At 64.4% G+C, this 13932-nt stretch carries 14 protein-coding genes and 1 pseudogene; 9 read left to right on the top strand and 6 right to left on the bottom strand.

The genetic code is table 11. From position 1 onward, the window contains the following. Positions 1-14: 14 nt before the first annotated feature. Positions 15-1511, bottom strand: a complete 1497-nt coding sequence (gene nirK / locus R2N03_RS10360) for a copper-containing nitrite reductase (RefSeq protein ID WP_316657479.1) — start codon at positions 1509-1511, stop codon at positions 15-17. Positions 1512-1744: 233 nt separating this feature from the next. On the opposite strand from nirK, the gene R2N03_RS10355 reads away from it, so the two are divergent. From R2N03_RS10355 to R2N03_RS10325, 7 genes are all read left to right on the top strand, one after another. Further along, on the top strand, positions 1745-2032 hold the full coding sequence (locus R2N03_RS10355; protein ID WP_316657478.1) for a DUF2249 domain-containing protein: 288 nt from the start codon (positions 1745-1747) through the stop codon (positions 2030-2032). Positions 2033-2071: 39 nt separating this feature from the next. Continuing rightward, positions 2072-4348, top strand: a complete 2277-nt coding sequence (locus tag R2N03_RS10350) for a nitric-oxide reductase large subunit (RefSeq protein WP_316657477.1) — start codon at positions 2072-2074, stop codon at positions 4346-4348. Between the two features lie 146 nt (positions 4349-4494). Further along, positions 4495-5217, top strand: a complete 723-nt coding sequence (locus R2N03_RS10345) for a GntR family transcriptional regulator (RefSeq protein WP_024978366.1) — start codon at positions 4495-4497, stop codon at positions 5215-5217. Positions 5218-5271: 54 nt separating this feature from the next. Next, complete coding sequence (locus R2N03_RS10340) at positions 5272-6066, top strand: ABC transporter ATP-binding protein (protein ID WP_232039974.1); 795 nt, start codon at positions 5272-5274, stop codon at positions 6064-6066. Continuing rightward, positions 6056-6952, top strand: coding sequence for an ABC transporter permease (locus R2N03_RS10335; protein ID WP_316657476.1), 897 nt, complete (start codon positions 6056-6058; stop codon positions 6950-6952). Before R2N03_RS10340 ends, R2N03_RS10335 begins: the two co-directional genes overlap by 11 nt. Before the next feature lie 316 nt (positions 6953-7268). Then, positions 7269-8297: an ABC transporter substrate-binding protein gene (locus tag R2N03_RS10330; RefSeq protein WP_316657475.1), complete on the top strand. Its 1029-nt coding sequence runs from the start codon at positions 7269-7271 to the stop codon at positions 8295-8297. A 47-nt stretch (positions 8298-8344) separates the two neighbouring features. Beyond that, the gene (locus R2N03_RS10325; protein ID WP_316657474.1) at positions 8345-8743 is read left to right on the top strand and encodes a DUF488 domain-containing protein; all 399 of its coding nucleotides are present in this window, start codon (positions 8345-8347) and stop codon (positions 8741-8743) included. A gap of 51 nt (positions 8744-8794) precedes the next feature. On the opposite strand, the gene R2N03_RS10320 is transcribed toward R2N03_RS10325, so the two are convergent. Further along, entirely contained in the window at positions 8795-9232 is a 438-nt protein-coding gene (locus R2N03_RS10320) for a multidrug/biocide efflux PACE transporter (RefSeq protein WP_316657473.1), read from the bottom strand. Positions 9233-9347: 115 nt separating this feature from the next. Here R2N03_RS10320 and R2N03_RS10315 point away from each other — a divergent pair, with 115 nt between their 5' ends. Further along, positions 9348-10238: a LysR family transcriptional regulator gene (locus R2N03_RS10315; RefSeq protein WP_316657472.1), complete on the top strand. Its 891-nt coding sequence runs from the start codon at positions 9348-9350 to the stop codon at positions 10236-10238. Positions 10239-10250: 12 nt separating this feature from the next. On the opposite strand, the gene R2N03_RS10310 is transcribed toward R2N03_RS10315, so the two are convergent. The 4 genes from R2N03_RS10310 to R2N03_RS10295 form a co-directional block, all read right to left on the bottom strand. After that, positions 10251-11123: a flagellar brake domain-containing protein gene (locus R2N03_RS10310; protein ID WP_316657471.1), complete on the bottom strand. Its 873-nt coding sequence runs from the start codon at positions 11121-11123 to the stop codon at positions 10251-10253. A 146-nt stretch (positions 11124-11269) separates the two neighbouring features. Continuing rightward, entirely contained in the window at positions 11270-11659 is a 390-nt protein-coding gene (locus tag R2N03_RS10305) for a RidA family protein (RefSeq protein WP_316657470.1), read from the bottom strand. A gap of 106 nt (positions 11660-11765) precedes the next feature. Further along, positions 11766-12734 carry a threo-3-hydroxy-L-aspartate ammonia-lyase gene (locus R2N03_RS10300; RefSeq protein ID WP_316657469.1) on the bottom strand — a complete coding sequence of 323 codons (969 nt, stop codon included), beginning with the start codon at positions 12732-12734 and terminating at the stop codon, positions 11766-11768. After that, complete coding sequence (locus tag R2N03_RS10295) at positions 12731-13372, bottom strand: helix-turn-helix transcriptional regulator (RefSeq protein WP_316657468.1); 642 nt, start codon at positions 13370-13372, stop codon at positions 12731-12733. The genes R2N03_RS10300 and R2N03_RS10295 overlap by 4 nt, the downstream gene beginning before the upstream one ends. A 227-nt stretch (positions 13373-13599) precedes the next feature. Here R2N03_RS10295 and R2N03_RS10290 point away from each other — a divergent pair. Then, positions 13600-13782: pseudogene (locus R2N03_RS10290) on the top strand (LysR family transcriptional regulator); the annotation flags it as partial. Positions 13783-13932: the final 150 nt, after the last annotated feature.

Below are 13932 nucleotides of genomic sequence, written 5' to 3'. Positions count from 1 at the left end.
ATCACGCTATCGGTTCAATGCTCGGCCACGGCCTTGGCCGGCGCGGGCTGGGCACGCATCGTCTTGACGTCGTCGGCGCTCACACGGCCACCCGGGTTGTCCCAGCTGTTGAGCACGTAGGTCAGGATGTTGGCGATTTCATCGTCGTTGAGCTGCGTCATCGGCGGCATGACCGAGTCGTATTCCTGGCCGTTCACCTTGATCTTGCCGTTCAGGCCATGCAGCACGATGCCCATCGCCCGCTTCGGGTCGGCTGCCAGGAAATCGGACTTGGCCAGCGGCGGGAATACACCCGGCAGCCCCGCACCGTTACCTTGGTGACACACCGAGCACGTACCCGCAAACAGCGCGCGCCCCGCCTGCACCTGATCCTGTACGGTCAGCGTGCCGGTGACCGAGGCTTCGGTCGCCTTGGTGACCGCCGTCATGTTCGGCGCTGCACGATCGCCGAGGTAGACCGAATCCAGCTCCTTGCCCGAGTAGACCAGCTTGTTCTCCGGCCCATCGACCTTCAGGATCGCCATGGCGCCCTTGTTGAAGGCCCGGAAGATCGAATGGTCGACCAGCACATAGCTGCCGGGCACCTTGGCCGTGAACTTCACGATGGCTGCGCCGCCGGCAGGAATGAGCGTGGTCTGCACATTCTTCTGCACGTTGCTGCCGCCTTCATAGCGCACCTGATCGAAGATCGCGCCAATCACGTGGAAGCTCGACACCAGGTTGGGGCCGCCGTTGCCGACGAAGATGCGCACCGTCTCTCCAGTCTTGGCGTGCATCGCCTTGTCGCCGGTGAGCGCGCCTTCGGCGCCGTTGAAGAGCACGTAGGTCGGGCGTTCATCGATGGCCTTTTCCATGTCGAACGCCTGCAGGCCCTTCTCGCGGTACTTGCCGGCGGTGTAGAAGTCGCCCTGCATCACGTAATACTCATGGTCGACCTTGGGCAAGCCTTCAGGCGGCTCGACCAGGATCAGGCCATACATGCCGTTGGCGATATGCATGCCCACCGGCGCCGTGGCGCAGTGGTAGACATAGATGCCCTCGTTGAGTGCCTTGAAGGTGAATTGCGATTCATGCCCCGGTGCGGTGAAGCTCGATGCCGCGCCGCCGCCGGGCCCGGTCACGCCGTGCAGGTCGATGTTGTGCGGCATCTTGCTGTCGGGGTGGTTCTTCAGGTGGAACTCCACCGTATCGCCCTGGCGCACGCGGATGAAGCTGCCGGGCACCGTGCCGCCGAACGTCCAGAAGGTGTAGTTGACGCCCTCGGAAATCTGCATCTGCTTCTCGACCACCTCCAGCTCCACGATGACCTTGGCTGGATAGTTGCGATGGACCGGTGGCGGCACGTTGGGCGGGCTCGTCAGGACGGCGTGGATCGGTTCGCCGCGCGGCGGCCCGAAGTCGCCAGGGAGCCGGGTGGCTGCACGGGCGGCAGCCCCCGCCACCAGTGCCCCAAGCACTGCAGAAATCAGACCCGCGCGCATCAGACCGCGGAATGTATGGAGACGGCTCATTTTTTCCCCCGTTTGTTCGGTGTGGTGTCGTCTGCTCCACGTTAGAAGCCCCTCACAACCGCGGTGTTGATGCAGCGCAAACGCCAGCCGTGGCCAGTGGCCGGAAGCAACAGCAAGAGCCGCCCTAAAACAAGCATCTGATATACATCAATAACTATGCTTGCCGTCCTCAGTACTATAGATGCATTCTTTATGCATCTTTTGATGTTGAACACCACCTGAACGGAGCACCCATGACCCAGCCCACGCCTTCCATTCAACTCGACCTGCGCGTACTGGCGCCGCGCGAACGCCATCCGCTGATCTTCTCCGCGTTTGGGGAGCTCGACATCGGCCAGAGCCTGGAGTTGATCAATGACCACGATCCGCGTCCGCTGCAGTCCCAGTTCCAGCTCGACCGCCCGGGGCAGTTCGCGTGGGATTACCTGGAACGCGGCCCCCATACGTGGCGCGTGGCCATCACCCGCAAGGCATCTGCAGCCAGTACCGGCCAGTGCTGCGGCAGCTGCGGTGGCGCCTGAACGCTTTCTTCCTATTGCACTCTTGCGAGGAACCTTGTCATGAAAACCAACGGTAGGCTGTGGCGGTGGCTCGGCCTGATCTTCGTCCTGTCATTCGGGGCACTCGGCTATCTGGGGCGGCAGATCTATCTGGCCGCGCCGCCGATCCCGCAGGCAGTCGTCACCACCACCGGTGGCGTGCTCTTTACCGGTGAACAGATCCAGCGCGGCCAACAAGCCTGGCTCGCGGCAGGCGGCCAGCAGCTTGGCACCGTCTGGGGCCACGGCAGCTATGTCGCACCAGACTGGTCAGCCGATTGGCTGCACCGCGAGGCAACCACTCTGCAGACGATCCGCACGCAACAGCAATTCGGCACGACCGCACCGCTGACGGCTTCACAGCAAGCCGCCGTCGATGCGGCCGTGAAGGAAGAGATGCGCCGCAATACGTATGACCCGACGCACGACAGCATCACAGTCTCGGCGGATCGTGCCCGCGCCATCCAGGAAGTTGCGCAGCACTTCGAAGGCCTGTTCGGCACCGATCCGTCGCTCGCCACGCTGCGCGATCAATATGCGATGGGCACTGGCGTGCTGCCGAAGCAGGAGGACCGCGAGGCCCTGGCGGCGTTCTTCTTCTGGACGTCGTGGGCAGCCGCTACCGACCGCCCGGGCGAAACCGACCTGTCGTACACCAGCAACTGGCCGCATGAGCCGCTGGTGGGCAACACCATGACGGGCGGTGCAGCCATGTGGTCGATGGTGAGCATCATCCTGCTGCTGGGCGGCATTGCGGCCATGCTGTGGATTCATGGCAGCAGCAAGCACGAGGAAGAGGCCAAGCCGCTGGCGGCGGACCCTTTCCTCAATGCGGTCGCGACACCGTCGATGAAGGCCACGCGCAAGTACTTCTTTGCCGTGATCGGCCTGATGCTGGTGCAGATCGGCATGGGCGCCATCACCGCGCACTATGCGGTGGAAGGCGAATCGTTCTTCGGGATTCCGCTGGCGCAGGTGCTGCCGTATGTCATCAGCCGCACGGTCCATACGCAGCTTGGCGTGCTGTGGATTGCCACGGCATGGCTGGCCACGGGCCTGTACATTGCGCCGCTGCTGTCGGGGCGTGAACCGAAGCTCCAGAAGCTGGGCGTTGATGTACTGTTCTGGGCGCTGATCTTCATCGTGGTGGGTTCGATCGCCACGGGCTGGCTCGGCACGCTGCAACATCGCGGCGCGGACTTCGGCTTCTGGGTCGGCAATCAGGGCCTGGAATACACCAGCATGGGCCGCGTGTGGCAAATCCTGCTGTTTATCGGCCTGCTGTTCTGGGTGGTGCTGCTCGGCCGCGCCCTGTGGCCGGCGCTGAAGACGCCGTCGGAATCGCGCGGGCTGATCGCCATGGTGTTCCTGTCGGCCACGTGCATCGGCGGTTTCTATTCGACGTCGCTGGTGTGGGACCAACACACGCACTATTCGATGATCGAATACTGGCGCTGGTGGCTCGTCCACCTGTGGGTGGAGGGCTTCTTTGAAGTGTTCGCCACCGCCGTCATCGCGCTGATCTTCACACGCCTGGGCCTGATTCGTGCCAGCAGCGCCAACCGCGCCATCGTGGCAGAGACGATCGTGTTCCTGTTCGGCGGCATCCTGGGTACCCTGCACCACCTGTACTTCACGGGCACGCCGACGTCGATCATCTCGGTCGGCGCGGTGTTCTCGGCGCTGGAAGTCGTGCCGCTTACGCTGATCGGGCTGGAAGCGCTGCAGAACTATCGCCGCACGAAGGATACGCCGTGGCTTGGCGCCTACAAGTGGCCGGTGCTGTGCTTCGTGGCCGTGGGCTTCTGGAACACCGTGGGCGCTGGCCTGCTGGGCTTCGCCATCAACCCGCCGGCTTCGCTGTACTACGTGCAGGGCCTGAACATGACGGCCGCCCACGGGCACGCCGCACTGTTCGGGGTGTACGGCATGCTCGGTATCGGCCTGATGCTGTTCTGCCTGCGCGGCCTGTATGCCCGCAGCCTGCATGCCGACCGCCTGCTCAAGCCCGCGTTCTGGAGCCTGAACATCGGCCTGGCGATGATGGTGTTCATGTCGTTGCTGCCGGCCGGCATTTACCAGGCCTGGGCCAGCGTCACCAAGGGCATGTGGTACGCCCGCTCGCCGGAGGTGGTGCACTCGAAGGTGATGGAAACGCTGGTCTGGCTGCGCGTGCCGGGTGACATCGTGTTCGCCATCGGTGCGCTTGTGCTGGCCTGGTATGCGCTGCGGCTGCTGCGCCGTCCGAAGGCACAACAGACTGAGCCGCTGCCGGCTTCGGCTCGCGCCACGCGTTAATTCTTAACTCAGCAGTTCTCTCAAAAACCCGCAGGGCCCGTGTCGATTCGACCGGGCCCTGCGGGTTTTCCTGTAATGCCAGCCGCTCGCAAGCTCCCTACAATGACAAATCATATAGATGAATAGTTGACCACTTCAGATACCTCATGCCCGCCGATCTCCGCCTGCCCCGCTATCAGCAATTGCGCGACGATCTGGCCGCGCAGATCGCCCAACAGCACTGGCGCCCGGGCGACGCCATCCCCACCGAAGCCGAGCTTGCCAAGACGTACAACGTGGCCGTCGGCACGGTCCGCAAAGCCGTCGACGTGTTGGTGGCCGAAGGCCTGCTCGAACGCTTTCAAGGCCGCGGCACCTTTGTGCGGCGCGCCAGCTTTGCCAGCTCCTTGTTCCGGTTCTTCCGTTTCCAGAGTGAAAGCGGCGAGCGACGCATTCCTGAGAGCCGCATTCTCAAGCGTGACGTGCTGGATGCACCGTCCGCACCGGCTGCGGGCCTGCAGATCGAAACGGGCTCACCGGTCATTCGCCTCACCCGGCTGCGCCTGCTGGATGGCGCGCCCATGCTGGCCGAAGAAATCTGGCTGCCGTACGACCGTTTCGCCCCGCTCGCCACGCTGGAACTCGACGCGTTTGGCGACCTGCTGTATCCGCTGTACGAATCCCACTGCGGCCAGATCATCGCCAGCGCTGAAGAAACGCTTACCGCCGAGGCCGTCAACGCAACGTACGCGCGGCTGTTGCGCATCCAGCCCGGCGATCCGGTGATGGTCATCGAACGCGTTGCGCGCGGCTACGACCGGGTGCCGCTTGAATGGCGGCGCTCGCGCGGCGCGGCGGCGCACTTCCGGTACCACGTGGATATCCGGTAACGCCCTCCCACGCTGCCACCCAACCCGACAAAAACACACACAGGAGACAACATCATGCAGGCCAACTCATCGACCGCGCCGCCGCTGCTGGACGTGCGCGGCGTCACGCTGCAGTACAAGACGCGCCAGCATCTGGTGACCGCCACCTACCGCGTCGACTTTCAGGTCTACCCCGGCGAGCGCTACATCTTGTTGGGCCCATCGGGCTGCGGTAAATCGACATTGCTCAAGGCCATCGGCGGCTACCTCACGCCCACCGAAGGCGAGATCCGCCTGAAAGGCCAGCCCGTGACCAAGCCGGGCCCCGATCGCATGATGGTGTTCCAAGAGTTCGACCAGCTCCTGCCGTGGAAGACCGTGAAAGAGAACGTGCTGTTCCCGCTGCTCTCCACGGGCAAGCTGGGCGCGCGTGAGGCCGAAGAACGCGCCCTGCACTACATCAACAAGGTCAATCTCACCAAATTTGCCGACCACCACCCGCACATGCTGTCGGGCGGGATGAAGCAACGCGTGGCCATCGCACGCGGCATGGCCATGGAGCCCGACGTGCTGCTGATGGACGAGCCCTTCGCCGCGCTCGATGCGCTCACGCGCCGCAAGATGCAGGACGAGCTGCTGCAACTGTGGGATGAAACGCGCTTCACCGTGCTGTTCGTCACGCACTCGATTCCGGAGGCGATCCGCTGCGGCAGCCGCATCCTGATCCTTTCGCCGCATCCGGGCCAAGTCCGCGCCGAGCTGCCGAGCCTTGCGCGCGGCGATGATGACCCGGAGCGCTTCAAAGCCCTCGAAGCCGAGATCCACGACATGCTGTTCGCCCGCACGGTGGAGGAAACCCATGCAGACTGAAACCCTTTCCATGCCGGCCACCACCGACATCAGCAACCGCGCGCCCGTCTACAGCACACCCGTGGCGTTCGAGCGCATCGGCGTGGTGGAAAAGCCGCTCTCGATTGCCGAGCGTTTGTACGAACAGGCGTGGCTGCGCAAGCTCGTCATCCTCGTCGTGCTGGCACTCGCGTGGGAAGGCGGAGCGCGCTGGCTCGACAACCCGCTGCTGATGCCGACCTTCTCCGACACCGTGCAGGCGCTGTGGGCAGGGCTGGCCAGCGGCACACTGTTCGCTCGCATCGGCACGTCAATGCAAACGCTGCTGGCGGGCTACGCGCTTGGCCTGGCCCTGTCGTGCGCATTGGTGGTACTGGGCATCAGCAACCGGCTCGGGCAGGACTTCCTGGAAACGCTCACCGCCATGTTCAACCCGCTGCCCGCCATTGCGCTGCTGCCGATCGCACTCGTGTGGTTTGGTCTCGGCAACGGCAGCCTGATCTTCGTGATCGTGCATTCCGTGGTGTGGGCGGTGTCGCTCAACACGCATGCCGGCTTTCTGTCGGTATCGAACACGCTGCGCATGGTGGGCCGCAACTACGGGCTATCCGGCATGGGGTACCTGACCAAGATCCTGATCCCAGCCGCGTTCCCCTCCATCCTCACCGGCCTGAAGATCGGCTGGGCATTCGCATGGCGCACGTTGATCGCATCGGAACTGGTGTTTGGCGTCAGCTCCGGCCAGGGCGGCCTCGGCTGGTACATCTACGAGAACAAGAACCAACTGCAGATTCCCGAAGTCTTTGCGGGTCTGCTGACGGTGATCATCATCGGCCTGCTGGTAGAGAACCTGGTATTCCGCACGCTGGAAGCCCGCACCGTCAAACGCTGGGGCATGCAGAACTAAGGGCGCGCTTGAATACCGAAACCGTCCAGGCGCTCACAGTCGCCCCTCGACGGTTTGGCCGTACCCTGCCCTATGCGGCGCCTTGAATTTTTGTGAGCGGGCGGAAAAAGGAAGGAGGCTTGTCTGAGCGAAGCGAGTTTGCCTCCTTCCCCGCACGGTCACAGAAATTCAAGGGGAAGCCGCCGCATCGGGCGCGCCTTTCTTTGCTTACTTTCTTTGGCAAGACAAAGAAAGTGAGTCGCCCCCGGCAGGGGGTGAAACAAGGGATACACCACCAACAAACATAAAGACCAACAGCGCAACAAGGAGACAACACATGCACCAACCCCGCCGCACCATCCTCCGCCTGACCATGGCCACCACGCTGGCCGCATCGCTCCTGGGCGGCACCATCAGCACCGCCCACGCAGAAGCCACCGAAGTCCGCATCTCCCACGGCTACGGCATCCTCTACCTCCCCATCATGGTGATGGCCAGCGAGCACCTGCTGGAGAAGCAAGCCAAGGCGGCCGGCCTGGGCGACGTCAAGGTCAACTACCGCATCCTCGATGGCGGCAACGTCATCAACGACGCCATGCTCTCGGGCGCGCTGGACATCGCCTCGCTGGGCGTGCCGGGCTTCCTCACGCTGTGGGACAAGACCCGCGGCAGCGCGATGGAAGTGCGCGGGCTGTCGTCGCTCAGCTCATCGTCGATGTACCTGATGACGCGCAACCCGAACGTGAAGGCGCTGGCCGATTTCTCCGACAAGGACCGCATTGCCGTGCCCGGCATCAAGACCTCGCTGCCGGCCGTGGTGCTTCAGATGGCTGCCGCCAAGACCTTCGGCGACAAGCAATTCAACAAGCTTGACCCGATCACCGTGCCGCTGCCGCACCCCGACGCCACCGCCGTCATGCTGGCCGGCGGCAGCCAGATCAACAGCCACATGGCCTCGCCGCCGTTCTCGTACACCGAGGCCGCGGCGCCCGGCCTGCACCGCGTGTTCAACACGGTTGACGTGCTCGGCAACATCACGCTGGACATGACCTACACCAGCAAGAAGTTCTACGAGGCCAACCCGAAGCTGTCGGCGGCCTTCGTGGCCGCGCTGGATGAAGCCAACGCCCTCATCGCCAAGGACAAGACCAAGGCCGCGCAGATCTACATTGCGCAATCGAAGGTGAAGAGTTCACCGGAAGACGTGAAGAAGATCCTGGACGATCCAGATTCGCGCTTCACGACCACGCCGGTGGGCGTCGCGCACTATGCTGAGTTCATGCAGCGCGTGGGCACGCTCAAGAACAAGCCCGCGTCGTGGAAGGATGTGTTTTTCCCGACGGTGCAGAACCGGCCGGGTTCGTAACGCATCACGTCCGATCACAACGCGCGGCATCCGCACGGAGGCAGTCCATGGCACTACGCATCGTCCGGCTCGGCGAGCCGCGTTACCCCGATGAAGGCTTGCGCATCGGCACCGTGCGGCGCCCGCCGCGCGGTGTGCCCAAGGAAGCATTCGCCAGCCGCGATTTCTACGACGTGTGGATGCCGCTGCTCTCGCCCACGCCGGAACTCGTCAAGCAAGCGCTGGCCGCGCAATCCAAGCACGACGAAAAAGGCTGGCAAACCTTCGTGCGCCACTTCCGCGCCGAAATGCGCGACGGCGACGCCGCGCGCCTGCTCGACATGCTGGCGGCGCTGTCCCATCAGACCAATCTGGCGATCGGCTGCTATTGCGAGGACGAGGCGCACTGCCATCGCTCCGTGCTGCGGGACTTGCTGACGGAGCGCGGCGCAGACATCGCCAGGTAAAGCCGTCGACAGCCGACCGCACCCGGCGCTTGTTGAGGCAGCGCCTCGGCGTCAGGCCAGCGCGCGGCGCGTCGTCCAGCGTGCGCGCAAGTGGTCATACGCAAAGTTGAAGAAGAACGTGTACGGCAGGAACAGCAGCATGATGCCGATGTCGAGCACGAACGCTTCCCACAGGCCCACGTCGAGCCACCACGCCGCCAGCGGCACCAGCATCAGGACCAGACCGCCCTCGAACAGACAGGCATGCACCACGCGCACGGCCACGGTGCGCGAAAGCCTGTAGCGACGCTCCACGCGCTCGAACATGGCGTTGAACACCATGTTCCATACCATCGCCACCGCGGCAAACATGAGCGTCATGACGCCCATTTCAGCCAACGGCAACTCCATCAGCCAACTAAACAGCGGCGCACAGATGAGCATGGCGACCAGCTCGAACGTCAGCGCATGGACAAGGCGCTCGGCTGGCGTTTTGTAGATAACTTGCATTGCAATAACCTCCAATCAACAGGGAGGATTTTCATCGGTAGCAGCCGTCTTATCCAGTTTTTTACTATCGGTTTTTCCGATATATTGCACGATGCACCCTCGTCCGGAACATCCGATGCGCCACTCACCCGAAGCCCTGCTCGCCTTTGCCGAAGCCGCCACGCTCGGTTCGTTCTCCGCCGCAGCCCGAAAGCTGGGCAAGCGCCAGTCGACGATCAGCGAGGCCATCGCCAATCTTGAAATCGATCTGGGCCTGACGCTGTTCGACCGCAGCACGCGCCAGCCGACGCTAACCGAAGCCGGCCGGGCCATGTTCACGCAGGCGCGTCGCGTGCTCGACGCCAGCGAGCAGATGGACCGCCTGGCGGCACAGATGGCCGGCGGCCTGGAAGCGCGCCTGACGCTCGTCGTGTCGGACACATATCAGTCCGACCGTTACGAGCAGACGCTCGCCACGCTGGAGCAGCGCTACCCCGACCTCGAACTCGAATGCCTGATCGCCGAGCACGAAGATGTGGTCGACATCATCCAACTGGGCCGTGCCCAGCTCGGCCTGGTCGCAGCGCAGACGGTTTATCCCGCCGACATCGGCGCGGCGGCCATCGCCGAGCAATCAGAGATCGGGCTGTTCGTCGGGCTGCAGCACCCGCTCGCCCGATATGGCGCGGAGGAAGTTCCGCATGCGGTATTGCGCGAGGCGCGCGAGCTGCGGCTGAACACCTTCGTCGATCCCGTAGGCCCGCGCGCCAACGCCGCGCCGGTGCGCAGCCCACGGCGATGGTCTGCGCCGAGCTACCTGATGTTGCTGGAGATGGCGGTGCTGGGATTTGGCTGGACCGAACTGCCGCGCTGGCTGGTCGATCACTTCGCCGCCGATCGCCTGCATGAGGTGCGGGCACGCGGCTGGCCTCGCCAGTTGCCGGTGGATGTGGTGTGGTCGCGCCAGCGCCCACTCGGCCAGGCGGGCGCGTGGCTTCTGGAAACGATGCTGGCCGGTAAGGATTGAGCGTCGCTGCTACTACTCTTCCAGCCGTTCGATGATCAGGTGCGAAAGGCGCGCCGTCTGCTCCTTCGACAGCGAAAACTCCACCCCGAACGACACAAACCCGGCTGCCGACGCGCCGTGCACCGGCGACCCGCTGGCAACCCGCCCCGAGATGGAGAAATCTTCCTGCTGCCCGTCCACATAGGCGCTGAAGTCCAGGCAGAGAGGATCACCAGGCTGGAACGACGCATCGGCACTCTGCACGAGCGCACCGTTGAGGCAGATGTCGCGAATGACCGCCACGCGTTTCACGGCCGAGGCTGCCTGCCCTTCGGCACGCAGCGTCGCGCCGATGCGCACCTGGACGCGCTTGGCCTTGCGCAGTTGCACCTTGTGCACCTTGGTGGGCATGGCCAGCACCAGATAGGGCGAAGGAAACTGCCCCATCGCAACCACGCTGGAAAGCATGCTGACCACCGCTCGCCCTGAGAATCCCCGCAGCAGCAATACGTCGCGCACTTCCGGGCGCAGCGTGCGCTTCGCATCGGCGGGCTGCGTGATAAAGAGCGCCTCTCCTTCGATGTAACCGATCAGGCGGCAAGGCAAGGCCGCGCGCGACGGCGCAGACTTCTCCTGCACCTGCAGGACGGTACCGATGGACAGGCCGGTGGCGCCCAGGCGTGGCTTGGCCTCAGCCGTTTCGAGCGGGGCGCCGGATACCGCGTCGCCCGATGGGTCGGCAGCCAGCACGGGGCCGTGCTGGAACAGCAGCCGCGCATCTTCGGCAACGGGCACGATGGCACCAGCCGGCAGCAGCAGACGACCCGCGCCATCGGCCAGGGCAAAGGGCAGCGGTTGGCCAATCGGTACGTCGTCCTGCGTCAGTTGCCGCGTGGGGTGGCTCATGTGGGCGCAATATCGTGTCGTTCAAAGCCGGGGTGCATGCTTCGGCTGGCGTTCCTCGCATTTTGCAACAACGGCCAACGGACGGACAACGCATCACACCGCCACGCTTCCCCTTCTCTGACACGTATCAACATCGGGCGATTGCATCAGCCGCCCAGCGCGACGGCTTCGATTTCCACGGCCACCCCGCCATGCAGTGCGGGCACCGGCACCACGGCGCGCGCCGGACGCGTGTCGCCGATCCAATCACGATAGAGCGCATCGAAGGCGGGCCAGTGCGTCTCCATGTCGGTCACGTACACGCGCACCTGCACCAGGCGGGAGCGGTCGGTTGCGGCAGCGGCCAGCACGGCGTCAAGATTGGCCAGCACCTGCCGTACTTGCCTTTCGAACGACGCGGCAACCAACCGCTCACCGGCCGGCGTGACGGGAATCTGCCCTGCTACAAACACGAATCCGTTGGCGCAGACCGCGTGCGAATAGTGCCCGGCAGGCGGACGCAAGTCGGGTGCGTTCAGGTAGCGGGCGCCATTCATACGGTGGACGCCGTCCCGGGGTGCGTCATCCGTCCAAGGCGATGCCAGTGGCCGAACACCATCCCGGCGGGATGCGTTGCTGCCGCACCGAGCCCGCGCCCCATGCTCATGCCGCCTCCAGCACAAGCCTGGAAAACAGCCGCAGATCCACGTTTCCGCCCGACACGATCACGCCGACGCGCTTGCCGCGCACATCGACCTTGCCATTCAACGCTGCGGCAGCGGCCAGGCAGCCGGTGGGTTCGACCACGGCCTTCATGCGTGACGCAAAGAACTGCATGGTACTGACGAGCTCCGCATCGCTCACGGTGACGATGTCCTCGACCAGCTCGCGGATCACCGCAAACGTGTAGCCGCCCAGATGCTGCGTCTGCGCCCCATCGGCCAGCGTCTTCGGCGTGTCGATATGGACGATCTTGCCTGTGCGAAAGCTCTGCTGGCCGTCGTTGCCAGCCTCGGGCTCCACGCCGATGATCCTGCACGCGGGGTTCAGCGCGCGCGCCGCCGTGGCGCAGCCGGAAAGCAGCCCGCCGCCGCCCAGCGGAGCCAGCAGCACGTCGAGCGGGCCGGCCTCTTCGATCAGTTCCTTGGCTGCCGTGCCTTGCCCGGCCATCACATGCGGATGGTCATACGGCGGGATCAGCGTCAAGCCGTGTTCCTCGGCCAGCTTGCGGCCGATGGCCTCGCGGTCTTCGGTGTAGCGATCGAAGAACACCACCTCGCCGCCATAGCCGCGTGTCGCTTCGACTTTGACGACAGGCGCATCCTTGGGCATGACGATGACGGCGCGCATGCCCAGCAGCCGCGCCGACAGCGCAATCGCCTGTGCGTGATTGCCCGACGAGAACGTGATCACGCCCGCCTTGCGCTGCGCCGGCGTGAACTGCGACAGCGCGTTGTACGCCCCGCGAAACTTGAACGCGCCCATGCGCTGGAAACACTCGGCCTTGAAGAACAACTGGGCGCCGCACATCGCATTGGCGATGCCCGAGGTCAGGACGGGCGTCTTGTGGGCAACACCTTGCAGGCGCGCGTGGGCGGCAACGACGTCGTCGTAGGAGATCGGCAGGCTCATGCAGGATTCTCGGGAAGGTAGGTGTAGACGGTGGAGCGCGCCACGCCCAGTGTTTGCGCGACTTCGGTCAAGGCGCGGCGCAGGTTGAGCAGGCCGCTGGCGGCCAGCTCGCGCATGGCCTCGCGACGCTGGTCCAGCGTCATGGCCATGGGCGTGGTGTTGCGCGCCGCTGCAAAGCGTTCGAGTGCATCGCGCACTTCTTCCACACGACGCGGCGCCAGCGATTCCGGCACGGGGGGCGCCGCCACATCGATGCGCATCAGTTGCGTGAGGCTGGCCGTCATGGCGCTGAGCATGGACACGTCCATGTTCAGGCAGATGGCCGCCACGTAATCGCCACGGCTGTTCTTCAACCCGATCGACGTGCTCTTGGCCGGTCGTCCGTCGGGAAACCGGTTGGCATAGTTTTCGATGACTTCCGGGAAGTCGGGATCGGCCATGCGCGCCAGGCCCATCTCGGTGGCGGCATCGCCAGCCCGACGGCCGGACAGGTTGTTGGCGATGGCCACGACGGAATGGTCCGGCTCCGTCAGGTCGTGCAGCACGACCTCCACGAGCGGCGCCAGTGTCTTGCCCAGCGCCTCGACGATCTTGCGGCCCTCGCGCAGGAGGAGGTGGTTTTCTTCAGCCAGTGTCATGATGATGACGATATGTCAATTGTTGACGTTTCGTCAATGCCGCATCTTCATCATCGGCTCGTATGGCCGTCGGCTTCGGCCGGTGATGACCGCGCGCGCGCCTTTCCCTGCGAATGCCTGGGCGGCTGACCCTCCGATGCTGCTGTTGCCGATGGCCACCGGCCATGCCCAACCGGGAGTGCGACCTTGGCGTAGTGGCGGAGGTGTGTGCCCTCCCTCCCACTGCGGCATCGCTGCTTGCACACGGTGAACTGATGAAGCAGCGCACGGCAGACCCACGCGAGCCGAATGTGCTCTACGTCGGCAGGCGCAGCGCCGACGGAGACGGCCGCCCGCTCCGGTGGTGGCTCGGACAGTTGCGCCAGCCGCAGCTGGTCAAGGGCCTTGTGCAGGGCATCGACACATGCGCCGAAACCTCGCCGGGCCGCCTGATCTTGCCTATGCTGAAGCGACGCTGGCACCGCAGCCTGCAACGACGCAACATCTGCCTGCCAACTGTTGCGAAATGATCAATGTTGATGCGTTTGTCCTCAGACAAACCCTTGGTCTGGTCAACGCGT

Source organism: Ralstonia condita (assembly GCF_958405655.1).
GTDB classification, from domain to species: domain Bacteria; phylum Pseudomonadota; class Gammaproteobacteria; order Burkholderiales; family Burkholderiaceae; genus Ralstonia; species Ralstonia condita.
Note: the sequence above shows the minus strand (reverse complement) of the source record. Positions and strands in the feature narration are given on the sequence as shown.